Origin of the sequence: Chitinibacter sp. S2-10, from assembly GCF_046530675.1 — a bacterium.
Classification (GTDB): Bacteria; Pseudomonadota; Gammaproteobacteria; order Burkholderiales; family Chitinibacteraceae; genus Chitinibacter.
Genome location: NZ_CP172558.1, coordinates 736,518 through 763,173, shown reverse-complemented (window position 1 = coordinate 763,173; position 26,656 = coordinate 736,518). Strand labels below are relative to the sequence as shown.

24 protein-coding genes are annotated in these 26,656 nt (G+C 55.6%); 17 read left to right on the top strand and 7 right to left on the bottom strand.

Annotated features, from left to right (window positions below; translation table 11 throughout):
• Position 1 precedes the first annotated feature (1 nt).
• From ACG2XO_RS03525 to yidD, 15 genes are all read left to right on the top strand, one after another.
• Positions 2 to 1,189, top strand: a complete 1,188-nt coding sequence (locus tag ACG2XO_RS03525; RefSeq protein WP_410499436.1) for a type II secretion system F family protein — start codon at positions 2 to 4, stop codon at positions 1,187 to 1,189.
• On the top strand, positions 1,186 to 2,706 hold the full coding sequence (locus ACG2XO_RS03520) for a hypothetical protein (RefSeq protein WP_410499435.1): 1,521 nt from the start codon (positions 1,186 to 1,188) through the stop codon (positions 2,704 to 2,706). Before ACG2XO_RS03525 ends, ACG2XO_RS03520 begins: the two co-directional genes overlap by 4 nt.
• Positions 2,703 to 3,290, top strand: coding sequence for a hypothetical protein (locus ACG2XO_RS03515; RefSeq protein ID WP_410499434.1), 588 nt, complete (start codon positions 2,703 to 2,705; stop codon positions 3,288 to 3,290). The genes ACG2XO_RS03520 and ACG2XO_RS03515 overlap by 4 nt, the downstream gene beginning before the upstream one ends.
• Positions 3,287 to 3,523 carry a hypothetical protein gene (locus ACG2XO_RS03510; protein WP_410499433.1) on the top strand — a complete coding sequence of 79 codons (237 nt, stop codon included), beginning with the start codon at positions 3,287 to 3,289 and terminating at the stop codon, positions 3,521 to 3,523. The genes ACG2XO_RS03515 and ACG2XO_RS03510 overlap by 4 nt, the downstream gene beginning before the upstream one ends.
• Positions 3,524 to 3,619: 96 nt before the next feature.
• Complete coding sequence (locus ACG2XO_RS03505; RefSeq protein WP_410499432.1) at positions 3,620 to 4,936, top strand: oligosaccharide flippase family protein; 1,317 nt, start codon at positions 3,620 to 3,622, stop codon at positions 4,934 to 4,936.
• Positions 4,929 to 5,939 carry a glycosyltransferase family 2 protein gene (locus tag ACG2XO_RS03500; RefSeq protein WP_410499431.1) on the top strand — a complete coding sequence of 337 codons (1,011 nt, stop codon included), beginning with the start codon at positions 4,929 to 4,931 and terminating at the stop codon, positions 5,937 to 5,939. Before ACG2XO_RS03505 ends, ACG2XO_RS03500 begins: the two co-directional genes overlap by 8 nt.
• Positions 5,936 to 7,045 (top strand): glycosyltransferase, encoded by a 1,110-nt coding sequence (locus tag ACG2XO_RS03495; protein WP_410499430.1) that lies wholly within the window; start codon positions 5,936 to 5,938, stop codon positions 7,043 to 7,045. The genes ACG2XO_RS03500 and ACG2XO_RS03495 overlap by 4 nt, the downstream gene beginning before the upstream one ends.
• A complete protein-coding gene (locus ACG2XO_RS03490; protein ID WP_410499429.1) occupies positions 7,042 to 7,848 on the top strand; it encodes a glycosyltransferase in 807 nt (268 codons plus the stop codon). Before ACG2XO_RS03495 ends, ACG2XO_RS03490 begins: the two co-directional genes overlap by 4 nt.
• On the top strand, positions 7,839 to 8,534 hold the full coding sequence (locus ACG2XO_RS03485) for a phytanoyl-CoA dioxygenase family protein (protein ID WP_410499428.1): 696 nt from the start codon (positions 7,839 to 7,841) through the stop codon (positions 8,532 to 8,534). The genes ACG2XO_RS03490 and ACG2XO_RS03485 overlap by 10 nt, the downstream gene beginning before the upstream one ends.
• On the top strand, positions 8,531 to 9,361 hold the full coding sequence (locus ACG2XO_RS03480) for a glycosyltransferase (RefSeq protein WP_410499427.1): 831 nt from the start codon (positions 8,531 to 8,533) through the stop codon (positions 9,359 to 9,361). The genes ACG2XO_RS03485 and ACG2XO_RS03480 overlap by 4 nt, the downstream gene beginning before the upstream one ends.
• On the top strand, positions 9,358 to 10,503 hold the full coding sequence (locus ACG2XO_RS03475; RefSeq protein WP_410499426.1) for a glycosyltransferase: 1,146 nt from the start codon (positions 9,358 to 9,360) through the stop codon (positions 10,501 to 10,503). The genes ACG2XO_RS03480 and ACG2XO_RS03475 overlap by 4 nt, the downstream gene beginning before the upstream one ends.
• Complete coding sequence (gene wbaP, locus ACG2XO_RS03470; protein ID WP_410499425.1) at positions 10,500 to 11,981, top strand: undecaprenyl-phosphate galactose phosphotransferase WbaP; 1,482 nt, start codon at positions 10,500 to 10,502, stop codon at positions 11,979 to 11,981. The genes ACG2XO_RS03475 and wbaP overlap by 4 nt, the downstream gene beginning before the upstream one ends.
• An 81-nt stretch (positions 11,982 to 12,062) precedes the next feature.
• Complete coding sequence (argA, locus tag ACG2XO_RS03465) at positions 12,063 to 13,373, top strand: amino-acid N-acetyltransferase (protein ID WP_410499424.1); 1,311 nt, start codon at positions 12,063 to 12,065, stop codon at positions 13,371 to 13,373.
• Positions 13,374 to 13,613: 240 nt separating this feature from the next.
• Positions 13,614 to 16,343, top strand: coding sequence for an EAL domain-containing protein (locus ACG2XO_RS03460; RefSeq protein WP_410499423.1), 2,730 nt, complete (start codon positions 13,614 to 13,616; stop codon positions 16,341 to 16,343).
• Positions 16,343 to 16,711 (top strand): membrane protein insertion efficiency factor YidD, encoded by a 369-nt coding sequence (gene yidD / locus ACG2XO_RS03455; protein ID WP_410499422.1) that lies wholly within the window; start codon positions 16,343 to 16,345, stop codon positions 16,709 to 16,711. Before ACG2XO_RS03460 ends, yidD begins: the two co-directional genes overlap by 1 nt.
• 104 nt (positions 16,712 to 16,815) lie before the next feature.
• On the opposite strand, the gene ACG2XO_RS03450 is transcribed toward yidD, so the two are convergent.
• The 7 genes from ACG2XO_RS03450 to ACG2XO_RS03420 all read right to left on the bottom strand — a co-directional run bounded on the left by ACG2XO_RS03450 (position 16,816) and on the right by ACG2XO_RS03420 (position 24,599).
• Complete coding sequence (locus ACG2XO_RS03450; RefSeq protein ID WP_410499421.1) at positions 16,816 to 17,916, bottom strand: glyceraldehyde-3-phosphate dehydrogenase; 1,101 nt, start codon at positions 17,914 to 17,916, stop codon at positions 16,816 to 16,818.
• A 36-nt stretch (positions 17,917 to 17,952) separates the two neighbouring features.
• Positions 17,953 to 18,771: a septal ring lytic transglycosylase RlpA family protein gene (locus ACG2XO_RS03445; protein ID WP_410499420.1), complete on the bottom strand. Its 819-nt coding sequence runs from the start codon at positions 18,769 to 18,771 to the stop codon at positions 17,953 to 17,955.
• Positions 18,772 to 18,924: 153 nt separating this feature from the next.
• Positions 18,925 to 20,037 (bottom strand): rod shape-determining protein RodA, encoded by a 1,113-nt coding sequence (rodA, locus tag ACG2XO_RS03440; RefSeq protein ID WP_410499419.1) that lies wholly within the window; start codon positions 20,035 to 20,037, stop codon positions 18,925 to 18,927.
• Positions 20,030 to 22,057, bottom strand: coding sequence for a penicillin-binding protein 2 (mrdA, locus tag ACG2XO_RS03435; protein ID WP_410499418.1), 2,028 nt, complete (start codon positions 22,055 to 22,057; stop codon positions 20,030 to 20,032). The genes rodA and mrdA overlap by 8 nt, the downstream gene beginning before the upstream one ends.
• Positions 22,058 to 22,094: 37 nt before the next feature.
• Positions 22,095 to 22,601 (bottom strand): rod shape-determining protein MreD, encoded by a 507-nt coding sequence (mreD, locus tag ACG2XO_RS03430; protein WP_410499417.1) that lies wholly within the window; start codon positions 22,599 to 22,601, stop codon positions 22,095 to 22,097.
• Positions 22,601 to 23,485: a rod shape-determining protein MreC gene (gene mreC, locus ACG2XO_RS03425; RefSeq protein ID WP_410499416.1), complete on the bottom strand. Its 885-nt coding sequence runs from the start codon at positions 23,483 to 23,485 to the stop codon at positions 22,601 to 22,603. Before mreC ends, mreD begins: the two co-directional genes overlap by 1 nt.
• 67 nt (positions 23,486 to 23,552) lie before the next feature.
• Positions 23,553 to 24,599, bottom strand: a complete 1,047-nt coding sequence (locus tag ACG2XO_RS03420; protein WP_373976555.1) for a rod shape-determining protein — start codon at positions 24,597 to 24,599, stop codon at positions 23,553 to 23,555.
• A gap of 243 nt (positions 24,600 to 24,842) precedes the next feature.
• Here ACG2XO_RS03420 and gatC point away from each other — a divergent pair, with 243 nt between their 5' ends.
• Together gatC and gatA are read left to right on the top strand one after the other, a co-directional pair.
• Positions 24,843 to 25,130, top strand: coding sequence for an Asp-tRNA(Asn)/Glu-tRNA(Gln) amidotransferase subunit GatC (gatC, locus tag ACG2XO_RS03415; protein WP_410499415.1), 288 nt, complete (start codon positions 24,843 to 24,845; stop codon positions 25,128 to 25,130).
• A gap of 60 nt (positions 25,131 to 25,190) precedes the next feature.
• A complete protein-coding gene (gene gatA, locus ACG2XO_RS03410; RefSeq protein WP_410499414.1) occupies positions 25,191 to 26,636 on the top strand; it encodes an Asp-tRNA(Asn)/Glu-tRNA(Gln) amidotransferase subunit GatA in 1,446 nt (481 codons plus the stop codon).
• The last annotated feature ends 20 nt before the right edge of the window (positions 26,637 to 26,656 follow it).

Here is a 26,656-nt window from a genome sequence, read left to right as displayed (position 1 = left end):
CATGCTGTACCACTATCGGGCTGCTGACGATCAGGGGAGAGTCCGGCAAGGTCGGCTTGCTGCGATCAATCCGGCCGATCTGGAAATGCGCTTGATGAGGCTGGGGCTGACGCTGATTGAATGCCGACACCGCCGTGCGCTGTTGCGTCGAAAAATCAGCCGCCGTGATCTGATTGTTTTTTGTTTCCATCTCGAACAATTGACCCGCGCAGGTTTTCCCTTGCTCGAAAGCCTGATTGATTTGCGCGAACATCTTGCTCACCCGGCGTTTCGTGAGGTCATTTCCGGCATTGTCAGTGATATCGAAGGCGGCCAGACGCTGTCGCAGGCCTTGGCTGCGCATCCGGACGTTTTTGACCCGGTGTTTGTCAATCTGGTCGCCGCTGGTGAGGTGAGTGGTACTTTGCCTGTGGTGTTGAATAATCTGACCGAGTCGCTCAAATGGCAGGACGAGCTGCTCGCCCAGATGCATCGCGTACTGATGTATCCGGCTTTTGTTGCCTTGCTGATGCTGGCCGTTTTGCTATTTCTGCTGCTGTATTTGTTGCCACAGCTGGTCGAATTCATGCGCTCAATGCAGCAGCCGATTGCGCCGGGATTGCAGCTCTTGATGGGGCTCTCCATGCTGCTGACCCGTTGCTGGTGGCTGATGCTAGGTTTGCCGCTGCTGGGTGTGGCTGGCCTGCGCTGGCGATGGGCTCGCGACGAAGTGTTCCGGACGCGGCTGCACGGTTATTTGCTGCGTCTGCCAATGATGGGGGCGGTGCTGCATAAAATCGTTCTGGCGCGTTTTGCCAGCTGTTTTGCTTTGCTCTATGCGGCGGGAATCCCGGTGCTCGATGGTTTGCGCATTACGCAAGGCGTCGTCGGCAATCTGACTGTGGCACAAGCCTTGCAGCAAATCGCCAACCGAATTCATTCCGGTCAATCGCTCAGCAACAGTTTTGCCAGTGTCGGCTTGTTTCCGCCCTTGCTGGTGCGAATGTTGCACGTCGGCGAAAGTACCGGAGCACTTGATCACGCTTTGCACAATGTCGCGTATTTCTATCAACGTGACATCAGCGAATCGATTGCCCGCGTACAAGCGATGATCGCTCCGCTGTTGACGGTGATTTTGGGTGCTGTACTGGCGTGGATGATGTCATCGGTGCTGAACCCGATTTTCGATTCATTGGGGAGTCTGCGATGAAGAGCGAAGTGATTTTGCTGCTCACACAGCAATCGCTCGCGGCTTATCGCTACGACAAGAGCGGCACGGTGCCGCTGGCCTGCTGGGCTCGTGATGAGAATACGCTGGGCGATTTGAGTCATTTTGTCGCTCAGTTGCGCAACTCGTGCTTTTATTTGCTCACTGATCTGGTCGATGAAGAGCTGCAGATTGAAACCATTCCGCGGCTTGCTCGCAAGGACAGGCTGACCTTGCAGGCGCGCAAATTGGCGCAGCGCTTTGTGGATACGCCTTACCGGCAGGCTCAGAGTCTGACGGGGGCGGACGATTGTTTGCAATTGTCGGCACTGAACAATCCGGCTGTGATCCTGCAAATTGTCGATATTCTGCTGGCCGAGCGTGCGCCATTGCTCGGTATTTATTCGGTCGCGCTGATCACGCAGGCCATGGTTGCACGGCTAGGATCGGGCGCACCGCATTTGCTGTTGATGTCGTGCTCCGAGGCCGGTTTTTTGCGTCAAAGTTATTTTACTTCGCACGGCTTGCGCTTTACCCGGCTGGCGAGTTTTCATTACACTCAGCCGCTGGTGCTGCAGGCGCAGGATATTGCCAGCGAAGTGCGCCGTGCGCGGCAATATCTGGCGACTTTGCGTCTGATCGGGCACGACGAAATGCTGACGGTGGTGTGTCTGTTTGACCGTACACTGGCCGCCAATCAGCAGGCGATCAGGCTGGCGCTGAACCATGATGCAGACGGGATTGTTTTTAATGCCGAGCCCGGGGCTAGCGGGGTGGCCGGACTGGCGCTGGCGGAGGTTGCCGACAGACTCAAGCTGCCTTGTTGCGGCTGCTGGCATGACCTGCTGTTTGGCCTGCTGATCATTCACCGGCTGCCCAACCAATATGCGCCGGCTGAAACCTTAAAATATCGGAATTTTAAGGTGCTTTCTAGGGGTATATTGCTGAGTTCCTTATTGATATTGATCTTTGCGGCAATACTCTCGATAAGCTACCTGCGCCAAGCGAATCAATGGCAATCATTGGCCCGCACAGGCGAGCAAGCGATTGCGCGGCAACGGGCGATTCATCACTCTGCACAACAGGCCAGCCCGGTGGCTGATGAGGCTCAAGTACGACGGCTGCAGGGGAGCGTCCGGCTTTATCAGTCGCAGATAGCCGCTGCGCCGCAAATCGAACCGGTTTTGCAAAAACTTAGTCAGGTTTTGCTCAATCATCCCGATCTGATCATCGACGGGGTGAGCTGGTCGGCGACGGAAAAAATGACTCAGAAAGTGGCCAGTACCGATGAAAATCGGCCGGTGCAAATACTGGTTTTCGGTGGGCGACTGCAAAATTCGACCTCGTACCGTGCGGCACTTTCGCAGATCAATCGATTGGTGCTTGCGCTGCAAAGCTGGCCGGGCGCGCAGGTCAGCGTCAAGCAATGGCCACTGGATCTTCGCCCCGAGGTGGCAATCAACTCTGCCGCTGGCGCTCATGATCCGGATGGGCAATGGCTGATCGAGGTGAAATTATGAAATATTTCACCGCGCAGGATTGGGCCTTGCTTCGGCCGCAGTTATTGACTTTGCTGAGCGCAATCGTGCTGGCCGCTGCGCTGCTGATTGGCTGTCGGACTTATCTGGTTCTGAACGAAAACAGATACCGGCAGACCCGGCAGCAGCTCGCCGCACTGGCGCAGTCGGCGCAAGAAATGGACAGCAAGGCGCAACTGTTTCGGCAATACCAGCCGCTGTATGAGCAACTGCAAGGCAGCGGTGTGCTGGGAGACGAACACCGGCTGGAATGGCTGGAAGCACTTTCCGAGTTCAAGCACCGTTGGCCGCAACTGGATTACAGTTTTGCTGCGCAAAGGCGCTTGCTGACTGATGAACAGGGTTTGGCACTTTACGCCAGCGAAATGCAGCTGCAATGGCGGGCGCGTGATGAACAGGATTTTTCGTATTTCCAGCGCCGGTTGGCGGCTTTGCCGGGGCGTGCAGTGGCACGGTCTTGTGAATTGAAACGGATTGAGTCCGAGGCGGCGAGTCCGGGGATTGCAGTGGATTGTCGCTATGACTGGCTGACTATCGCTGCCGAAGAGAATGGGGTAGGACAATGAAGTGGTGGCCGGTTTTATTGCTGATTGCAGCGACCGCGCAGGGAGACGACTGGGGGCGGCTGTTTTTTACGCAGCAAGAACGCCAGCTGGCGCAAGCAGCCTCCGCCGGTCAGCACGAAGTTGTGCAATACAACGGGCTCATACAAACCCCACGCCGAAAAATCTACTGGGTCAACGGCCAGATCGCTTCGCCACCAGCAAGCCTGAGCGGTCAAGGCAATTCATCGCAATAGATCGAACTCTGTTACAGCGTCCAGCGCCGATCCGCGTAAAATACGCCCAACTTGCGATGGCGATGGCCCGCAAGCCTTGATGAGCGGGGGATTGGCGTGGTTGATGCGCGTTTGCGGACGAATATTTTTGCACTGTACTTGGTACAGGGGCTTAACTACGTCGTCTCGTTTGTCACTTTCCCGTTTTTACTGGTGCAGCTTGGTAGTGCCGGCTTTGGCGTGATGAACTTCGCCTTTGCCTGTATCCAGTACGGCGTGCTGCTGACCGATTTTGGTTTCAATCTGTCTGCGGTGCGTGACGTTGCCCAGGTGCGTGATGATCCTAAGGCCGCGGCACGGATTTTCTGGCGTGTGACGTGGGCGAAAGTGCTGCTGATGGTCGCTTCAAGCGTGATTTTACTGCTGCTGACTTTCAGTTTGTCGAGTTGGCGCGAACACGCCGAAGTGTTTGTGGTCAGCCAGCTGTATCTGGCCAGCTCGGTGCTGTTTCCATTGTGGTATTTCCAGGGTTTCGAGAAGTTGCAGCTCGCCTCAGGGCTGATGGTGTTTGCCCGCGCGCTGATGCTCGGTTTTTTGCTGTATTTCGTCAGCGGTCCGAATGATGTCGTTCTCGCGGTGATTCTGCAGGCGATGCCGCAAATTCTGGCGGGCGTCGTGTGGTGGTTCACCGGTTGGGGAATTCCTCGCCCGCAATGGGTGAGTATCCAGCTGGCCGAATTGCGCGATGCTCTGCGTGCCAGCTGGCCGTTTTTTCTGTCGGCGATTTCAACCAGTCTGTATACGACTTCGACGACGGTACTGCTCGGGATGTTTTCAGTGCCGCTGCAAGTCGGCCTGTTTGCCGCTGCGAGCAAGCTGGTTTATATCGCGCAAGGCTTGATCGGCCCCTTGGTGCAGGCAATGTATCCGCGCATTGCCAAGCTGGCCGTCGAGAATAAAATTGCTGCGCTGGCGTTGATCAAAAAAGCATTACTGATTCAGGGCGGCGTCGGGCTGGTGATGACGCTGGCGCTGGCATTGTTTGTTCCTGTGTTCACGCCGCTGAGTGTGAGTCTGTTTGGCGCTGATTTTGGCCTGTCGCGCGCTTTTATTGCGCTGAGCGATTCGCAAATGATTATGGTCTGGTTTGCGCCGGTGATTGTGCTCGGCTCGGTATCGCTGGTTTTCGGCCAGCAAACCTTGCTGGTTTTTGGGCGTGAGCGTTATTTTAGCCGGGTGTTGGTTGCCGCCGGATTACTGAATGTGGCGCTGATGTGCATACTGGTTCCGGGGTCTGGCGTAGCGGGTATTCGTGCTGCGCAATCGGTTTTGATCGTTGAAACATTTATTACGCTGCTCTTTGGCTGGCAAGCCTGGCAAATCAGCCGCGAAATCCGCACAGAGTCCGTGCGGCAAGGTGTACAACATGAATGACAGTCTGGTTTCCTTTGTTTTGCCCTGCTTTAATTCGGTAGGGTATTTGCAGCAAACGCTCGATAGTATTGAAATGCAGAGCTATACAGCATGGGAGTGTATTGCCATTGACGATGGATCGAGCGATGCCACTTTAAGCCTGTTGCAAGCGGCTGCTGCGCGTGATCAGCGTTTCAAAATCATCAGCCGTGAAAATCGCGGGCTGATTGCGACGCTCAACGAAGGCATCGCTGCGGCACAAGGCGAGTGGATCGCCCGCATCGACGCCGACGATATTTGCACGCCCGACCGACTTGAAAAACAAATCGCCTATTGTGTCGAAATGGGTGCCGATATTTGCGGTAGCTGGGTCGGTTTTATTGGCGACAGATCGGGACAGTGGCATACGCCGGTCAGCGACGCGCAAATCCGTCTGGCGTTGCTGTTCAATACGCCGATTGCGCACCCGTCGATTCTGGCTCGCTCTGCGCTGCTCAAGGCCAATCCCTATCCTGCTGACGCACCGCATGCCGAAGATTACGCGCTGTGGTGCCAGATTGCAGCGACCAGCAATGCCCGGTTCGCCAACATTCCCGAAGTATTGCTGCAGTACCGCACGCATCCGGGGCAGGTGACGCAGGCGAAAAAAACCGCACTGCTGATCACTGCGCAACGCGTGCGCGAGCAATACGCCCGCGTCGCGCTGCCAGTGGCATTGCAGCCCCTAGCCTGCGAATTTGCCAAACTGGCTGAACCGACGCGGATTCTGAATCACGCCGAATGGCTGTGGATGTGCGACTTTTTCACGCAACTGATCGCCTTGCAGCCTGAATGTCGTGGCGCGCTGGGCGAATTTTGGCTGGCCACTTTGCAGCGCAGCCGTGGCGTGAATGTATTTGATTTTCCGCGCGCATTGAAACTGGCGCTGCAAATGCCACCACCGAAAGCCGAGCGCAAAACGCTGCTCAAACAGACGCTGCGGCTGGCAATGTCGGATGCGCTGTGGCGCAAACTTAAACCATGAAAATTGCGATATTTCTACGCGATCTGGGTCTCGGCGGGGTCGAGCGTTGTGCTGTCTTGGTTGGCGAAGGATTGGCTGCGCAGGGTTTCGACGTCACGCTGGTGCTGCTCGGCGGATCGCGCAATTTGTGGGCTGCGCGCATTGAGCGGGTCAAAGTCGTCGATTTGTCAGAGCTTGCGCCGAAGTGGCAGCCGCTGAAGCCGTTGACATGGTTTTCAGGCTGGCGCGCAGCGCGGCGAATTGCGCGCGAGCATGATGTGGTGATCGCCGGAACTTTTCTGCTGCCGCTGTATATGGCGTATTGCGCAACGCTGGGATTGAAAAAGCGCGTGATTGCCTGGGTGCACGGGCCATTTTACGAACTTGATGCTTTTGCCAAAATGAACCCGGTACATCGTGCAGCCTGTCAGTTTGTTTACCGGCGCTTAAATGAGTTGGTTTTTGTTTCCGAACACGCCCGCAACTCGATGGCGCGCTGGCTCGAAACTCCGCCTAAATCCGGCTGGCAGGTGTTGCCAAACTTTGTCGACGCCGCGCAAGCTTTGCCTGCGCGCATTGAACGCGCTGCCGACGAACCTTTGCGCATGCTCTATGTCGGTCGAATCGCGACAGAAAAACAGCCTCAGTTGTGGATCGACACGCTGGTTGCGCTTACGCTGCGAGGTGTTCAGGCGCAGCTGACCATCGTTGGCGACGGCCCGCTTGAGGATGAATTACGCAGTGAAATCGAGCACCGCTCGCTCGCGAAACAGATTACTTTTGCCGGCAGGCAGGATCATGTGAGTGACTATCTGGCGAACGCCGATGTACTGCTGCTGACTTCGAATTTTGAAGGTTGCCCCTTGGTGGTATTGGAAGCTATGCCAATGGGGCTGCTGGTTGTGAGCACAAACGCGGGTGGGGTATATGAGCTGTTCGCTGGGCGGCGCAGCGATTTTGTCGTCGATGAAGCAACAGGCGAAGCGCTAGCCGAACTGATCATCCGTCAACAAAGCCAAGCCGGGCAGTTGCAATATTTCCTGCGCCAGCGGGCCACACATTATTCACAACAAAGCACTGTGCAGCAGTGGACTGCCCTGTTAAATCAACCGGATGAGCTTGCATGAACCGCAGCGCTGTATTAATCCCGCATTTCAATAACCCGCAAGGCTTGTACGCCTCGCTCGCGTCGATTGGTCATTCCGAAACGATTGATGCCATCATTGTCGACGACGGCAGCAGCAAGGCGAAAATCGACGAAGCCGCCGCCCGTCAGGCTTTTAAGGCGCGGGGCGAAGTATGCTTTTTTTACTTGCCCAAAAACTGCGGCATCGAATATGCGCTCAATACCGGGCTGGAAGCCATGATTGCCGCTGGCTATCAATACGGTGCTCGACTCGATTGCGACGATCTCGTTGCGCCAGATCGTTTTGCCAGACAGGCCGCTTTTCTCGATGCCAACCCCGACGTCTACCTGCTTGGCTCGGCGGTGACTTTTTTTGATGGTAGCGGAGATCGATTTACCATTCATCAGCCGCAAACGCACGAAGCCATTGTTCGCCAGATGCACGACGACAACGCTTTCACTCATCCGGCGGTGATGTTCCGCATGGCCGGCGTGTGCGAAATTGGCCTCTATCCGACCGACTGCAAAAATGCCGAAGATTTCGCGTGGTTCTGGCAATTCGTCCAACACTATCGCACCGCGAACCTGCCCGAAGTGCTGACGCGCAGCGAATACAACGACGCCGGCATTTCGATGAGCCGTCGCCGCCGCCAGCAGGCGATGCGGATCAAGCTGTTGGCGCGGCATTTTGACTGGAGCCCTCGCTCGGCGGCCAAGCTGGCCAAAGCCAGCGTCTCATACGTGCTGCCGCTGTCACTCGCCCGCGCGATCAAACGCGGTTTGGGAATCGGGAAATGGAATTGAAAACCATTCGCCGGCAGCTCGACTCGCAGGGTTTTGCGTGGATCAGATCGGCGGTTTCGCCGCAGGAATGCATGGAGTTAAAGGCCGAGCTGGCACAGTTGGGCATCCCGGTTGGCCGGGGTGGAGTTCGGCACATCGAGAAAAAATCCGGCAAATTGGCAGCTTTTGCCAAAAACGGAGTTGTTGCCACCATGGCTGCCCAGTTGTTGTCGGATGAGGCGCGTCTGGTTCGGGGTATCTGGTTTGATAAAATACCTGAGCAGAACTGGCTGGTGAGCTGGCATCAAGATATTACGGTGACTGCTCAATCGCGTTTCGACGAGCCGGGCTGGGATATATGGTCGGAAAAAGACGGCGTCTTGCATGTGCAGCCGCCGCTGGATGTGTTGCAATCGATGGTGACATTCCGGCTGCATCTTGATCCGGCCACATCGCGCAATGGTTGCCTCAAGGTACTGCCCAGGTCGCATCTTCAGGGTATCCACCGCGATGCCTTTTCGGTGGATGAGGGGCAAATTGAATATTGCGAAGCCGCCGTTGGTGATTTGCTGCTCATGTCGCCGCTGCTTTGGCATTCGTCTTCAAAAAGCCTTGCCAGTGAAGGCCGACAAATTTTGCATTTCGAATATGGCGCTCATCTGAAGTCCGAACAGTTAGGCTGGCAGTTACTGGAACTCAATCAATGAATGAACAACAGCACCATCAGGTCTTATTGCTGATCCCGCATTACAACAACCCCGAAGCGCTGGCCAAATCGCTGGCGAGCATCGGCGCGGACGAGCCGTGTGATGTGCTGGTTGTTGATGACGGCAGCGTTCGCGCTCCGCTGGATGGGGCGGCTGAAAGTGCGCTGCGGGCTGCGTATCGCGGCTGTGGCGAGCTGCATCTGTTGAAGTTGCCGCAAAATCACGGCATCGAAGGCGCGCTGAATGCCGGTCTGCTCTGGGCGAAGCAGCGGCAGTATGAATTGATTGCGAGACTCGATTGCGGCGACTGCAATGTATCTGATCGCATCGCCCGCCAGATCTCATTTCTGGCGCAATACCCTGAGGTAGTATTGGTCGGTGGCGCGGCGAGTTTTGTTGATCAGAACGACGTTGAGCAATTCGTTTTACGCCATCCGTGTACGCACCAGGACATCGTGCGCTATATGAAGAAAAACTCGGCGTATATTCATCCAAGCGTGATGTTCCGCCTGGCTGCAGCGGATGCGGTGGGGATGTATCCGCTCGATGCACCGGCGGCTGAGGATTACGCGATGTTCTGGGCGATGGCGCAGCGGTTCAAGGTGGCCAATCTGCCTGAAGTATTGATCCGTTACGAGCTTGATCCGAACGGCATTTCACTCGGCAAGCGCAAAATCCAATTGCAATCGCGCTTGAAGCTGCAACGCAAGTATTTTGACGGCTCGCCATCGGCCTTGCTCGGCATGGCCAGAACTGCGGTATTGCTGGCATTGCCGTATGAGCTGGCGTTTAAAATCAAAGCCAAATTTCGCGGGAACAAGACATGAAACATATCCTGCATGTCGTTGAATCTTTTGGCGCCGGTACCTTATCAATGGTTTCGGCGATGGCCAACCGGCAGAGCGCCGATGGCCATCGGGTGAGTGTGATTCATTCGGTGCGCGAAGAAACACCGCAAAACTGGCGTGAGCTGTTTGCACCTGAGGTGAAGTGCATTCATTTGCCGATGCAGCGCGCGATTCATCCGCTGAACGATTTTCGCTCGGCGCGAGCCTTGTATCGCTGGATCAAGGATTTGCAACCCGATATCGTTCATCTGCATTCGAGTAAAGCCGGCGCTGTCGGGCGGCTGGTCAGTCTGGCGTGGACGGGCAAGGCGGGGCCGCGCTGGTTTTTCTCGCCGCACGGGCTGTCATTTTTGCAGCGTGCTGAAGGGCGGTTGAAAAACGGCATTTTTCTCGGCATCGAAAAAATCCTCGCCGGTGTGCCGGTAACTTTTCTGGCTTGCTCGCCGTCGGAGGGTGAAGAAATACGCCAACATCTTTCACCTAATGTGAAAGTCGTGAACAATGCCGTCGATCTGGCCGCGATTGAGCTGGCGCATTGCGCATCCGGGCTGCAACGCGCCCGACCATATAAATTACGCATCGGCACGGTCGGCCGCGTGACGATGGCGCGCAATCCGGAGCTGTTCGCCGGCATTGCAGCAAAATGCAGCGATCTTGGCGTTGATTTTATCTGGATCGGCGGTGGCGACGCGCACAGCGAGGCGACCCTGAAGGCTGCTGGCGTGAACGTAACGGGCTGGTGCGAACGCAGCTTTGCCTTGCAGCAGCTGGCGACGCTCGATATCTATATTCAGACCAGCCGCTGGGAGGGCTTGCCGGTCGCGGTGATCGAAGCGATGGCGGCCGGTTTGCCGGTGGTGGCGACGAATGTGGTCGGCAACCGCGATCTGGTGCACGATGGCGAAAACGGTTATCTGGCCGGAACGGCTGACGAGGGTGTGACCGACGAGCGGCTGGCCGACGAATTTATGCAACGATTGACTCAGCTGGTCAACGACGCCGATTTGCGCTTGCGGCTGGGCGCACAGGCGCGCGTTTTTGCGCAGCAGCATTATTCACTCGATCAAATGATGACCGAACTTTATGCCGCGTATGGCATTGATGAATTGGATTTCTCGTGACTTCTGCAAATAACAAACACCTGCAAGCCGAACGCGCCAAACCCTGGCTGGCTTTGGCCGATTTTCTGGCGCTCGGCGTATCGTTCGGTATTGCGATGCTCTTGCTATGGGTTTTCCGCTACGAGCGCATCGGCGCCAGTATGGAGCTGTGGTGGCTGTGGGAAGGTCGCCAGCAGGGGCTGGCTTTTCTGGGGCTGGCGATCATTACCGTTGTCAATTTCTGGGCGCGCGGCCATTACAGCTTGCGGCTACCGTTCTGGGACGAGCTGCTGGCGATCCTGAAAACCTTGCTGCTGGCCGGTTTGCTGAACGGCATGCTGGTGCTGCTCGGCAAATTCACGATTTCGCGTTTCCTGTGGCCAGTGTCGTGGGGTATGGCGCTGATTTTGCTGCCGTACGCGCGAGTGGCTATGAAGTCATGGTTGCTCAAGGTCGGGATCTGGCAATTGCCGACCGTCATCATCGGTGCCGGGATCAATGCGCAGGATGCCTATCGTGCGATGACTTCGGAGCGCCAGCTCGGTTTTGAAGTGCAGGCTTTTCTGTCGATTGACGATCAGGCGCCGGATGCGCTGGCTTTCGACGGGCGGTCTGGCTCAGCCGTCCAAATCCCGGTCGTCAAACTGCCGCGCGAAGACTTGCTGAAATGGCTGACCGATCATGGCCGCCCGCATGTGGTGATTGCGGTCGATGAAGATGAGTTGCGCCAGCTTGAAAATCAGGTCGAGCAATTGTCGCTGCGCTATAAGGACATCCACATCATTCCGCCGATTGCCGGCCTGCCGCTGTTTGGCGTGGTTCCCCATCATTTTTTCAGCCATGAAGTGCTGCTCTTGCGTGTGCGCAATAATCTGATGGTGAGGCCGCTGATTGTACTCAAGCGCGCTTTTGATCTGTTCGGCGCCAGCGTCGGGCTATTGCTGCTGTCGCCGCTGCTGGCTTATGTGCTGTGGCGCGTCAAACAGGAAGGCGGCCCCGGCTCGGTGTTTTTTGGTCATGTGCGTGTCGGCATGAACGGCGTGCCGTTCAAGTGCTGGAAATTTCGCACCATGGTGCACAATAGTCAGGAAGTGCTCGAACATCTGCTGGCGACCGACCCGGCGGCCAAGGCCGAGTGGGAGCTTGATTTCAAACTGAAAAATGACCCGCGCATCACAAAAATCGGCGCTTTTCTGCGCAAGACCAGCCTCGATGAGATTCCGCAATTGTGGAATGTGATCCGTGGTGAAATGAGTCTGGTCGGCCCGCGCCCGATTATCGACGCCGAACTCGAACGCTACGGCGACAAAGTCGATTTCTATCTCGAAGCGCGCCCCGGCCTGACCGGCCTGTGGCAGGTGTCCGGGCGTAATGACACGACTTACGCCGAACGCGTTGCGCTCGACGCGTGGTACGTGAAAAACTGGAATCTGTGGTACGACATTGCAATTGTCTGTAAAACGATCAGGACGGTGGTGAGCGGCCACGGTGCTTATTGATGGGTATTGCTCGATAGCCTTTGTTATTATTGTTGTATAGCGATATACCCACGCTTAACTTTTTGCCATAGAGGCAGCTTCATGCAAGATTTTGTTCAATGGTTTCGTCAGGCTGCGCCGTATATCCACGCATTTCGCGGGCGCACTTTTGTCATTGCGCTCGGCGGCGAAGTCGTTCGCGACGGCAAGTTTGCGACGCTGACGCACGACATCAATCTGCTAACGAGTCTGGGTGTGCGGCTGGTGGTCGTCCACGGCGCGCGGCCGCAGATCGAAGCGAGGATGGCCGAGCGTGGCTTGCCACCGCAATATCACAATGGTGTCCGCGTTACTGACCAGCAGGCGCTCGAATGCGTGATTCAGGCCGCCGGCCATGTGCGCGTTGAAATCGAATCGTGGTTGTCGATGGGGCTGGCTAATTCACCGATGGCGAACGCCGATATCCGCGTTTCGGCCGGTAATTTTGTGACTGCGCAACCGATGGGGGTGCGCGACGGCATTGATCTGCAATACACCGGCGAAGTGCGCAAGGTTGACACGACGGCGATCAATTATCGGCTCGACGACGGCGAAATGGTGCTGTTGTCGACCATAGGCTATTCGCCGACCGGCGAGATTTTCAATCTGACACTCGAAGACGTCGCGACCAGTACGGCGATTGCGCTCAAGGCCGACAAGCTGCTGTTTATGTTCGGCTCGCAAGGCGTCGTTAATGATGAAGGCGAGCTGCAAACCGAATTGACCGCGGTCGAGGCCGAGCAGTTTCTGGCTCAGCACCCCGATGCCAGCGAAGACGTTCGACTGTATCTGCCCTGTGCGGTGCGCTCGGTGCGTCAGGGCGTCAAGCGGGCGCACCTGATTACGCATCATGTTGACGGCAGTTTGCTGATGGAGCTGTTTACGCACGATGGCATCGGCACGATGATTTCGCGCGCTTCGCTTGAAACCTTGCGCGGCGCAACGATTGACGACATCGGCGGCATGCTGGCGCTGATCGAGCCGCTGGAAGAGCAGGGGGTCTTGGTTAAACGCGGACGTGAACTGCTGGAGCGCGAAGTCCATCGCTACTCGGTGCTGGAGCACGATGGCAAAATCGTCGGCATCGTCGCGATCCATCCATTTACCGAGAGCAAAATGGCCGAGCTGGCGTGTCTGGTGATCCATCCCGATTATCGCGACGAAGACCGGGGTGCCGATTTGCTGCGCCACGTCGAGCAACAGGCGCGCGGGCTGGGGATGGAAAAGCTGTTTGCATTGACGACACGAACCAGTCACTGGTTTGTCGAGCGCGGCTTTACGCAGGCGACGGTCGATGTGCTGCCGATTGAGAAAAAACTGCTTTATAACTATCAGCGCCGATCAAAAGTCTTTATCAAATTGCTGAGCAGATAAGTTGCTGGCAGTTTCGGCAGCGGGGGTGTTGTTGTCTGTTCACAGCCTTGATGGCGGGGTGAATGCTAAGGGATTGATTTCTTGTGGAAATTGATTTGCCGGATGCATAAAACTAATATCAAGCACGACAAAAAATAGTAAGCTCAGGGCATGCTACGCAACTCCCTTTTTTCCTCGCTAAGAACGCGACTGATTATTGCCACCATGATGGTGCAAACGCTGTTGCTCATCGTGCTCCTGATGAATACGTCACGTATCTGGAGCGAGATGGTGCAGCAGGTGACGGCTGCACGGGTGCAGGAGCTTTCCCGTCTGCTCAGCACCTCGTTCAGCTTGCCCTTGCTGAGCGGCGATCTGGCCAAGGCTAGCGATATGCTTGATGGCATCCGCACCAGCGACGGACTCGACTATCTGGTTTTACTCAATCCCAAACAGCAAATTATTGCTGCGCGCGGCTGGGATGTGGCGCAGCCGATGCCCGCGTTGACCCATCCCGAACAGATGGGGCTGCTGGACTTAACCTTGATTCACGGCAGCACCAAGATCGAATACGCCGGCGAGTTTCTGGGCGAATTACGCTTCGGGATCAGCAATCAGGCGATTTACGACGCGGCCAAACGGCTGTTTTGGCAAACTGGTTTGATGCTGTTGACTGGTTTGCTAACGACCATCGTGCTGATGACCATGCTGGGGAGCTGGCTGACCCGGCATTTGTACAGGATTATCAGCGCGGCCGAGCTGGCTAGTCAGGGGCATTATGAAACACTGACCGAGCCGTCCGGCTACGACGAAGTGGCGCTGATTACGCACCGTTTTAACGAAATGGCACGAGTGATTCGTGATCGGGTGCAGGCATTGCTGCAATCGGAAGCCAAGTTTCATGCGATTGCCGATCACACCTATAGCACCGAGCTCTGGCTCAGCCCTGCAGGCAAGCTGCTATGGGTCAATGCCTCGGTCGAGCGCATGACGGGTTATTCGGTCAATGAATGTCAGTTATTGCCCGATTTTCCATTGTCGCTGGCGACCCCCGAAGAGCGTACCCGGCTGGAATTGGCACTCAAACAGGCATTGCTCGAGCATGGGACGCAACCCGATTATGAGTTCCGGGCTGTTCGACGCGATGGGACGCTGTTCTGGGCTGCAATGAGCTGGTTGCCGCTGGTGGACGCGCAAGGGCAGTTTCTGGGCGTGCGCGCCAGCATTCGTGACAATAGCGAAATGAAAGATGACCGCTTGACCTTGCGCAAAGCCGTGGTCGAATTGCGGCAGATCCAGTCGCTGGGGCAAAGCTATTTGCAGCGCGCCGAATCCGAGCGTGCGCGTATGCTGGCGCTGCTGGCTGCGATGCGTTTTGGCGTGCTGTTTCTGGACAATGAAAACCGGGTCGTGTTTTTTAACCCAGCATTTTGTGAGTTGTGGGGAGTGGGCAGCGCCGATCTGGCGAACCACCGGCCGATTGGCCAGGTTTTGCAGCAGGCTAAAAACCGGCCGCAGCTGGGCGATATCCTGTCGATTTATCTGGAAGAATTATCGCTGATCGAAGAGCGCGTCGATTTTGGTGAAGTCACGATGAACGATGGTCGTATCGTGACGCAAAATTGCTACCGGGTTCTCGATCAGAAAGGCAGTACCAATGGCCGTTTATGGGTTTACGAGGATGTAACGCATCAGCGCATGCTGGCCGAAAGAATGGTTAATCTGGCCGAGCGCGATGCGCTGACCGGTTTGTATAACCGCCATCGCTTTCAGCAGGAACTCGAACGTATGGTGTCCGAAGCGGATCGGCGTCAGCAAACGATGGCGCTGGTCTTTTTCGATCTGGACGAATTCAAACACGTCAACGACAGCTTCGGTCACGCCGTGGGTGATGAATTGCTCAAAACCATTGCTCAGGAAATCAACAAGCAGGTTAGGCGGCACGAAGTTTTTTCTCGCCTCGGTGGTGATGAGTTCGCCATTTTGCTGCCCGAGTGCAGCGAACAGGAAGTGAGCAAGCTGGCTGACCGGGTCGTTAACACGATTTCGCAAATCCAGTTTATGGCCGGAACGCACCCGATGCGCCCCAGCTCGTCGGTTGGCGTTGCGCTGTATCCGCTGCATGCCGAAAATTCGACCGAGCTGGTTGCGCATGCCGATTCGGCGATGTATCAGGCCAAGGCGGCCGGCAAAGGAACCTGGCGGCTCTACCGGCCTGATGCCGATCATTCCAAATCTGAAATGTCGCGCTTGTCGTGGAAGGAAAGGATTGTCGATGCGCTTGAGCACGATGGTTTCGAGCTGCATTTTCAGGGTATTTATCATTGTCACGATAAGTCGCTGGCGCATCTGGAGGCGCTGGTGCGGATGAAAGATAGCGCTGCGCCCGATGGCGTCATCATGCCGAATCAGTTTATTCCGCACGCTGAAAAAACTGGCAAGATTCTGGATCTGGATCGCTGGGTGATCCAGAAAGTCATTCATTTACTGGCCACTTATCCGGATTGTCCGTCGATTGCAGTGAACGTCTCTGGCCGCTCGTTTGATGATCCGCAATTGCCGCACTATATCCAGTCGCAATTGATGCGCTTGAATGTGAGTCCATCGCGGTTGCTGGTCGAGCTGACCGAGACTTCCGCGGTGTCCGATATGAGCGATGCACAGCGTTTTATTGATGCGCTGCGTGCAACCGGCTGCGTCGTTTGTCTGGATGACTTTGGCGTGGGCTTTGCCTCATTTGCCTATTTGAAACAGCTCAAGGCCGATGTACTGAAAATCGACGGGCTATTTATCCGCGATCTGAAAAATGATACCGACAGCCAGATTTTCGTTCGTGGCATGGTCAGCATGGCGCATGATCTGGGCAAAATCACGATTGCCGAGTTTGTTGAAAACGAAGAGATTTTCAAAATGCTGATCGAATTCGGTGTCGATCAGGTGCAAGGTTACTGGCTCGATAAACCGCAGCGCGATCACCCGGGGCTGCGCTAATGCCAGCGCGTGCGACAGCCTTGCTGCTGATTCGCATTTATCAGCGTTATATTTCGCCTTATAAGGGATTTCATTGCGCCTATCGCTGCCACACTGGGCGTGCCAGCTGTTCGGCTCTGGGATACCGGGTGATACGGCGCTTTGGCGCTGTTGGGGGTATAGCTCTACTACGTATGCGCTTAAAGCGCTGTAGTGATATACATGCCATAAGTATGCCGCCACGTCCGTGGCGTTATCAACGCGGCGATTGTGATCCGGGCTGTGATCCTGACTGCCTTGATTTCTTTGATTGTTGCAGCTGTGACTGGCCCAGCCGCTCGAAGAAAAATCCCAAATCCAGCAAAAAACGCAGCCTGTTCGGGCGATAGGATATGGCGGCCGCGTCTGCTTGGTATGTTTGTATCAGCCTCTATTAAATTGGCTTGGGGTGATCTACCCCTGTTTGCTGGCGGCGGGTTAAGCAGTTTTCCGATTACCGCCAGGCACTGCCAACCTGAATGTAGACGGCACTTTCTTCCGGGCCGCGTGCGACGTCAGCGCCGACGTAGAGCCCCAGTTTGCTGGCGATCAGATAACGGAAGCCGCCACCTCCGGCCACGACCAATTCACTATCATCCCAGCTATCACGTTTGCCATAGGCTTTGCCTGCGCCGACAAAGCCGACCAGCGCCCAGCGTGAATTCAGATTCCAGCGCAATTCGGTTTCAAGCACCGAGGTTTTGCTGTCCTGATAACGCAGGGCGGGGATGCCGCGCAGCGTGATATAAGGCAGTGCAAAAAATGGCGCATCATTGCCGACGATGCGCTGATCGGCGCGTAGACCCAGTATCCATTGCTTGCCCAGGGCTTGATAGTGATAGCCGCGCAAATTGAAACTGTTGTATTCGACATTGGCGCCGAGAGCTTCGCGTACCGCGCCGAGTTCGGCTTCGATGAAACTACCTGCCGATGGTGTCAGTAGATTGTTGCGCGAGTCGTAATCGATCAGCAGCGAGAGCTGGCCGATTTGTATATCCAGATTATTTGGAATGATTTCAGCGGGACGATTCGAAGCAAATTGTGCTTCGGTGCGGGCGTACACATAGCGTGGACCGATAAACCAGTTTGAATCGCCGATTCGAGCCAGTAGTTGCTGAATCAGTCCGACGCCTTCAAAAGCATAGGCATTTTGCTGGCCGGAGAGCGAGTAGTAATCGAGATTCAGATTGAATTTGCCTGCGCCGCCAAGATAACGGTAGCGGTCATGATCGAGCGGAATGAAATAGCCGCCGCCTGCGCCCCAGCTGCCATTGCCGGTCTTGAAACCGAATAAGCCGCCCATTGTCGGAACGGCAAACTGACCTTCGCTGGCCTGTTTTTCTGCAAACGATTCGTTAAACCACAGCGCGCCAATCCCGCCGCCATAATCAAGTGCAGGTTCGGTAATCAGAATCGGCACCGGCAAAAAGCCTTTTTGATTGAGCAAATAGTGGCTGAGATCCAGATTGCCGTCTTCGGAATCAAACAAGGATTCGGCCTGGCTGGTTGGACCCAGCAGGACGAGTAGCAAAGCCATCAGGCGCAATGATTTCACAAAGACTCCGAGCAAATGTTTTACGCAGCAAAAAGCTTATTGTGCGACGACGGCGCGCAGATTTCGGTCGCCAGTCAATTCCCTGATCGCGGCCAGCGCGAGCTCGCGGTTGGCATAGGGGCCGAGTTTGACGCGGTGCAGCTTGTTACTGCTATGGATTGCGAGTTTATTGCTGTCTTTATCCAGCTCGCGCATCAAATGGGCTTTGAAACTTTCGGCGTTCTGGATCGAGCTGAATGCGCCCAGTTGAACAAACACGGCGCCGCCCTGATCGGCGATTGGAATCGCACGCGGCGCAATGGGCTGTGCGGGTGCCGGCGTGGCTTGAGCTGCTGCGGCAATGATGCTGCCCGGTGCATCGCCTGGCAGCAGGCTTTCGACTTTGACTTCGGCGCTGCCGCCAGTGGCATAACCCAGCCGGCAAGCAGCGAGGAACGATAAATCCATCACGCGACCTTTATGGAAGGGCCCCCTGTCATTCACACGCACAATCACGCTGCGGCCATTTTTGACATTGGTGACGCGTGCGTAGCTCGGTAGCGGCAGCGTCGGGTGCGCAGCGGTCATCTGGAACATGTCGTAGACTTCGCCGGTACTGGTTTTCTGGCCGTGGAATTTCCGGCCATACCAGCTGGCCATACCCTGCTCGCTCAGTTGCCCCGGCGCCTGCAGGGGCGTGAACGAAAGGCCGAGCACGGTATAGGGGCGGTTGGCCCATTTATGCAAAGGCTCCCAGCGCGGGGTCGGTTCGGCGATCTGGTTGATATTGTCGGGCAAATCGCTCATCGGGCCGTCGTCTTTGTAAAAGCCGCCGCTGCCGGATTTGGATTTGTAATTGCAGCTATAGGCGGGCATTGAAGACGCCGCCCCGACGGGAACGGGTGTAGCTTTCGGTTTTGAAGGGATACTCTCAGGGGGTGTTGTGCTGCAGGCGCTGACTAGCAATGCGCCGATTAATATACCCTTGTTGTTTGATTTCATTGCTGCCCCTTTTATTCTGTAAACACCTCAGCCTTTCATTAAAGAGCGATCTCGCTGAATGCTCATCAAGAGGCCGAATGTGGCCAGAATCGAAACCATCGACGTGCCGCCGTACGAAATCAGCGGCAATGGTACGCCAACGACCGGCAACATTCCGCTGACCATACCCATATTGACGAGCGCATAGGTAAAGAAATTCATCGCAATCGCACCGGCGAGCAGACGGCCAAACAGTGTATTGGCACTATTGGAAATCATCAGTCCGCGGAAAATCACCAGCAAATACAGAATCAGTAAAATGCCATTGCCGAGCAAGCCGAATTCTTCACCATAAACGGCAAAAATAAAGTCTGTCGTGCGTTCCGGAATAAAATCCAGATGCGTTTGGGTGCCCGCCAGCCAGCCTTTGCCAAACCAGCCACCCGAACCAATCGCGATGGTGCCCTGAATAATGTGGTAACCCGCACCAAGCGGGTCTTCCATCGGATCGAGCATCGTTGCAATACGGCGGCACTGGTATTCATGCAGCACATTGATGCACATATCCCAATGGGTCACGATATAAGCAAAAATGGCGATTACGCCCGACATCAGCCCGATCAATCGCCACGACAATCCGGCAAAAAACAACACATAAAAGCCGGAAGAAGCGATCAGCAGCGAAGTGCCCAGATCAGGCTGTTTCAAAATCAGCGTCACCGGAACCAGCATGATGATGGCTGCGATCAGAAAATGCCGCCAGTTCAGCGTTGCTTCAAAATGGTGAAAATACCAGGCGAGCATCAGCGGCAGCGCCAGGCGCATCAATTCGGAAGGCTGAATGCGCGTGATGCCAATATTGAGCCAGCGCGTCGCGCCGTGGCTGGTGACGCCGAAAAACTCGACGGCAAACAGCAAAATGACGCCAAATAAATACGCGGGCAAGGCGAGCTGCATCAGAATGCGTGGCTGGATATTGGCAATGCACCACATGATGAACAAGGAAATGCCCATAAAAGTGATTTTATCGAGCACTTTGTCCAGATCACGATTTGACGCCGAATACAAAAGAATCGACGACACGGTGAACAGCAGCAAAATAAAAACAAATAGCGGTGTATCAATCGGGCGCTTGATATCTTCCCAGAGTCGTTTAATCAACGGCAATCTCCTTGGCGGCAGCCCGGTTAGCCGGTGCGGATGAGCGGGTAGAAACGCCCGCTTGAGCAGGTGCCGATGCGCTGGCCGGGCTAGACGCGGCGACCGATGAGGCCGCCGAGGCCGTCTGCGCTGTTGCGACGCCAGATGCATCGAGCGTTGCCGGATCGGGCGGCAGCTTGCCGGTCAGATAGTAATCGAGCACTTTGCGCGCAATCGGTGCTGCGGCCTGAGCACCAAAACCGCCGTTTTCGACAATCACCGCCAGTGCAATCGTCGGTTTGTCGACCGGCGCAAAAGCAATAAACCACGAGTGGTCACGCAGCCGTTCCTGAATGGCATTGGCGTTGTATTTGGCGCCTTTCAGGCTATACACCTGGGCGGTACCTGTCTTGCCGGCTGATGTATAAGGCGCGCCGCGAAATACCCCCGCCCCGGTTCCGACTGTCATCACGCCTTCCATGCCGCGGATCACGCGTTCGATATTTTCCGGTTTCCAGTTTATTTTTTTGGCCGGCTCGGCAGCGACCGGCGTTCGCTGTCCCGTGGTGACATTCAGTATCGTTTGCACGGCGTGCGGCTTGAACACGACGCCGCGGTTGGCCAGTGTGGCAGTGGCATGCGCCATTTGCATCGGCGTGTAGGCGTTATAACCCTGGCCAATGCCGATTGAAACGGTTTCACCTGAATACCATTTTTGCTGTGCCGGGTTTTTAAAGCGCTTTTTCTTCCATTCCGGGCTGGGCAGGATGCCGCCTCGTTCGCCGGGCAAGTCCGATCCGGTGCTGGAGCCAAAATCGAGCTGCGCCATTGATTTGGCAATATTGTCGATCCCCATCTGGACGGCCATCTGATAGAAGTAGGTATCGGATGAATAGGCAATCGAGCGGTCGAAATCCATCGTCCCATAGCCGCCTTTTTTCGAATCATTAAAGCGGTGACCACCATAAATGTAGTAGCCGGGATCAATAATGCGCTGGTTGACGATCGGTGTATTGAGCTCAAGTGCGGCAATCGCCATGAAAGGCTTGAACGTCGAGCCCGGCGGGTATTCGCCGCGAATCGCGCGATTAAGCAAGGGCTTGTCGAGCGAATCATTGAGTTCGGTCCAGCTTTGCGGATCGATGCCGTCGACGAACAGATTGGGATCAAAACCCGGTTGCGACACCAGCGCCAGAATGCCGCCATCACGCGGATCGATGGCGACCAGCGAGCCGCGTCGCTGGGAAAATTGCTGTTCGACCATTTGCTGCAATTTGATATCGACCGACAGAATCAGGTCTTTGCCCGGGCGTGGCGCAGTGCGCTTCAAGGTGCGAACGGCCCGGCCGCCGGAATCGATTTCAACCTGTTCAAAGCCGGTGACGCCGTGTAATTGTTCTTCGTAGCTTTGTTCCAGACCCAGTTTGCCAATGTGATCGGTACCGCGATAATTGGCAACGAGGCCATCCTCTTCAAGTTGCTTGATGTCTTTGTCGTTGATCCGGCCAATATAACCAACCAGATGGCTGGCCGATTCACCCAGCGGGTAATGGCGGAACAGGCGTGCCTTGATTTCAACGCCAGGAAATTTATAGCTATTGGCTGCAAAGCGCGCGACTTCCACATCGCTGAGCTTGGTGCGAATCGGAAGTGTTTCGAAATCCTTGCTTTCTTCCTGCATTTTCTTGAAACGACGACGATCTTTCGGCGTAATGTCGACGATGCCTTTCAGGCGAGCGATGGTTTCTTCCAGATTGCCGACTTTGGATGGCGTGATTTCCAGCGTATACGCCGAGAAGTTATGCGCCAGTACCACGCCGTTGCGATCGCGGATAATGCCGCGTGATGGCGGAACCGGCACCAGCGAAATCCGGTTCTGTTCGGCCATCGTCAGATATTTGTCATGGTGTATCACCTGCAGCCAGACAAAGCGGGAGAACAGTACGCCGAACATGAGCAAAATAAATATGGCTGCGGCAGCAAGGCGTACCTGAAAGGCGTTGCGTTCCTGGTGATGATTGATGACCACCCGGTGCCTCATGGTTTCACTCCGGCAGGGTCAGGCAAGTGCTGTCGCTTCATAGCTCGTCCGGTACATCCTTGCGCTGGTACATGATCATCAGGTTCGACAGCGGGGGCCACAGAAAAGCGGCGAGCAGACTGCCGGCAAAATAGCTCCAGCCAATGAAGCTGGCGCCCAGAGCCATACGAACAATCAGCATGATCGCTTGCGATAGCATCAATAGCCCCCAGGCCAGCAAGGCCTGTTGCCAGAATGGGAATACGGCGATCTGGCGCTGACGCGACAAAGTGAAATAAGCAATGATGGTGTAGGCCAGTGCATGTTGTCCCAGTACGCTGCCGTCGGCGACGTCCATCATCAGTCCGAGCCAGAATGCCCAGGCGATGCCGAAACGGCGCGGCTGGTTCAGCGTCCAGTAAACGATCAGCATGGCGACAAAATCAGGTGCGAAATTTACCGTGGTGATTTGCCACGGCAGCAGATTGATCAGCAGAGCGATGATGAACGAGAAAAAAATAAATCCGCCCCCAACCGGGCGCAGTATCTGGCGACTAATCGGCATCAGTGTCCCTTTACCTGCGGTTCAGGCGTAGTTTCAGGGTAGGGTGGCAGAGCTGCAGGCGGATTGAGCAGCAGCAGGAAACGGTGCTGATCGATTCCGGCCAGCGCCTGACATTGAATACGGGCAAAGGCATTGCCAGCCGCACGTTCGACTTTGCTGACTTTGGCGACCGGCAAGCCGCTGGGATAAATGCCGTCAATGCCCGAAGTCAGCAGAATATCGCCGACCTGGATGTCGACATTCGGTGCCATATTGCGCACTTCCAGCGGGCTTTGCCGGCCAGTGCCATAAACGACGGTACGTAACTGGTTGCGCTCGACAAAGACCGGCACCATATGTTCGCGATCTGAAATCAGCCGCACTTCGCTGGTCAAGGGTTGAACGCGGATCACCTGGCCGACGACGCCGCTGGCATCAAGCGCAATTTGCCCGGTGCTGACGCCGGCGCGCTGGCCTAGATCGACAATCAGCTTCGAGCTGAACGGATCACGACCGTTATACAGAATCTGCGTCAACAAACTTTGGCGCGGCTGGCTTTCCTTGGCGACGGCGAGTGAGCGCAAATTGGCGTTTTCAGCTTCAAGTGCTTTGAGCCGCATTTCCTGCGCCTGTGCGATCAGCCGCGCGTCGTTCAATGTGCGGTTTTCGGCAATCAGCTGGTTTTGACGTTGCAAGAAAATACTGGCTTCAATCACGGCATTGGTCGGTGTGGTCGCCAGCCATTGCAGGGGATAGAGCGCAAGCGACAACTGCTCGCGTATCCGTCCGAGCAGATGGTAGTACGCATCGCCAACGATCAAGGCGAGTGACAGCGTGGCAAAAATCAGCACACGCGTCAGCGGCTTGGGGCCTTGCTTGAAAAATGCAGGTTGGGTGGCTTGCATGGTGGCTTGGGGTATGTGCTAAAAGGCCATACTACGTATGGCCTTTGGCTGTATACCCTGTGTGGTCTCAGTCGTTGGTGAAAATACCGATGCTGCCCTTGTCGAGCTTTTCCAGAGCCTTGCCCGAGCCGCGTACCACGCAGGTCAGCGGGTCTTCGCCGACAATGACTGGCAGGCCGGTTTCTTCCATCAGCAAACGATCCAGATCACGCAACAAAGCGCCGCCACCCGTCAGCACCATGCCTTTCTCGGCAATGTCCGCGCCCAGTTCAGGTGGTGTCTGTTCCAGCGCCTGTTTCACCGCTGAAACGATCTGGTTCAGCGGGTCGGTCAGTGCTTCGAGAATTTCGTTCGAAGAAATCGTGAACGAGCGTGGAATGCCTTCAGCCAGGTTGCGGCCTTTGACTTCCATTTCGCGTACTTCAGCGCCTGGGAAGGCCGAACCGATGCGTTTTTTGATTTCTTCGGCGGTCGTTTCGCCGATCAGCATGCCGTAGTTACGGCGGATGTAATTGATAATTGCTTCGTCGAATTTGTCGCCACCGACGCGTACGCTCGATGCATAAACAATACCGCCGAGTGAAATCACGCCGACTTCGGTCGTACCGCCACCAATGTCAACGACCATCGAGCCGGTCGCTTCTTCAACTGGCAAGCCTGCACCAATCGCAGCCGCCATTGGTTCTTCGATCAATTCAACTTTGCGTGCACCAGCGCCGAGCGCTGATTCGCGAATCGCACGGCGTTCAACTTGCGTCGAGCCGCAAGGTACGCAAATCACGATGCGCGGCGGTGATGAAAACATGCGGCTCGGGTTCACTTTCTTGATGAACTGCTTGAGCATCTGTTCGGTAATCGTGAAATCGGCAATCACGCCGTCTTTCATCGGACGCACCGCGTTGATATTGCCCGGCGTGCGGCCGAGCATTTTTTTGGCTTCAGCGCCAACGGCCAGAATCGTTTTCTTGCCGGAAGGGCCGCCTTCCTGCTGGATGGCGACCACCGATGGTTCGTCCAGCACAATGCCTTTGCCTTGCATGTAGATCAGGGTGTTGGCAGTGCCAAGGTCGATGGCGATATCGTTGGCAAAGTAGCCGGAAAGAAGTCCAAACATGGCGAATCTCACGTATTTTTAATCGGTATAAAGCGGCATCACCCGGCGCTACCCTGCCCGGCAATACCCTGAAATTAGGGCTTGTAATTGCATCGCCACAGGGCGGTTAACAAACGGTTAACAACAGCTGCAGCGAGTCTTGTTCTCGTTTTCAACGCAGCAGAAGCGTGGTTGGGAGAATCAAACCCGGTATGATACCCTATTGTGTTGACGTTATTGAAGGTTTTACGGGGTAAAAACACCATGTCTTTGTCACAGGACGATGTACGCCGCATCGCACGCTTGGCCCGCATTGCGGTCAGCGACGATGAGGTGGTCGCAAGCCAGTCTCAACTCAATCAACTTTTTGCACTGATTGAAGAAATGCGCGCCGTCGATACCGACGGCATCGAACCTATGGCGCATGCTCAGGACGTGATGTTGCGCTTGCGCGATGACGTAGCGACTGCGCCAAATCGCCGGGAAAATTTCCAAGCCGTTGCACCTAGCGTGGAAAACGGTCTGTATCTGGTTCCTAAAGTTATCGAGTGATTTTAAGTAAGGAGTGAGGTGTGAGGAGTGAGGTGTAAACCCTCGTCACCCTGAAAATTTATGAACACTTTAAAACAGCAAATAGACGCACTCACTGCGGGTACGACCACTTCGGTTGTGCTGGTGAGCGAATGCCTGAAACAGATCGCCGCGCACAACGCCGAGCTGAATGCTTTGGTGACGATTGACGCCGATAAAGCACTCGCCGCCGCCGCTGCCGCCGATGCTGCGCGCGCCGCGGGTGACACGCGCCCTATGCTCGGCGTGCCGCTGATTCACAAGGATATTTTCTGCCATGAAGGCTGGAAAACCAGTTGCGGCAGCAAAATGCTCGACAATTTCATTGCTCCATACTCGTCGCAAGTGGCTGAAAACTGCGACGCCGCCGGTTTTGTTGTGCTCGGTCGCGCCAATATGGACGAATTCGCGATGGGCTCGGCCAATGAAAACAGCTATTACGGCGCAGTAAAAAACCCTTGGGATAAAAAAGCCGTTCCCGGCGGCTCATCCGGTGGCTCGGCTGCGGCGGTCGCGGCTGGTTTTGCTGCGGTGGCGACCGGCACCGATACCGGCGGCTCGATTCGCCAGCCTGCGGCGTTCTGCGGCATTACCGGCATTAAGCCAACGTATGGCATTGTCAGCCGTTTTGGCATGATCGCGTACGCGAGTTCGCTCGATCAGGGCGGCCCGATGGCGCACACCGCCGAAGATTGCGCACTGATGCTGAATGTGATGGCGGGTTTTGACGAGCGCGATTCGACCAGCCTTGAGCACGAAAAAGAAGACTACACGCGTGAACTCAATGCCCCATTGGCTGGCCTGAAAATCGGCTTGCCACGCGAGTATTTTGCCGAAGGTTTGAATGCCGAGATCGCTGCCGCGATCAACGCTGCAGTTGAGCAATACAAAGCGTTGGGCGCGACTGTCGTCGACATCAGCCTGCCGAACACCAAGCTGGCGATTCCATCGTATTACGTGATCGCACCAGCTGAAGCATCCAGCAATCTGAGCCGTTTTGACGGCGTTCGTTACGGTCATCGCACTGCCAAAACCGGCAATCTGGACGATATGTACGAGCAAACGCGCGCCGAAGGTTTTGGCTCCGAAGTCAAACGCCGGATCATGACCGGCGCTTACGTACTGAGCCACGGCTACTACGATGCCTACTACATCAAGGCGCAAAAAATCCGCCGCCTGATCGCCAACGATTTCCAGGCTGCGTTTAAAGAGTGCGACGTCATCATGGGGCCAGTCACGCCAACTACGGCATGGAATATCGGCGAGAAAAACGCCGATCCGATTGCCGTGTATCTGGAAGACATTTACACGCTGGGCGTGAACTTGGCGGGTTTGCCGGGTATGAGTGTACCGGTGGGTTTCGCTGCTAACGGTCATCCGATTGGTTTGCAGATTATTGGTAATTACTTTAGTGAGGCCAAAATGCTTGGCGTCGCGCACCAATATCAGCAAGTCACCGATTGGCACACCAAAGAGCCGCAACTTTAAGCGGCACAAGGACGTATACG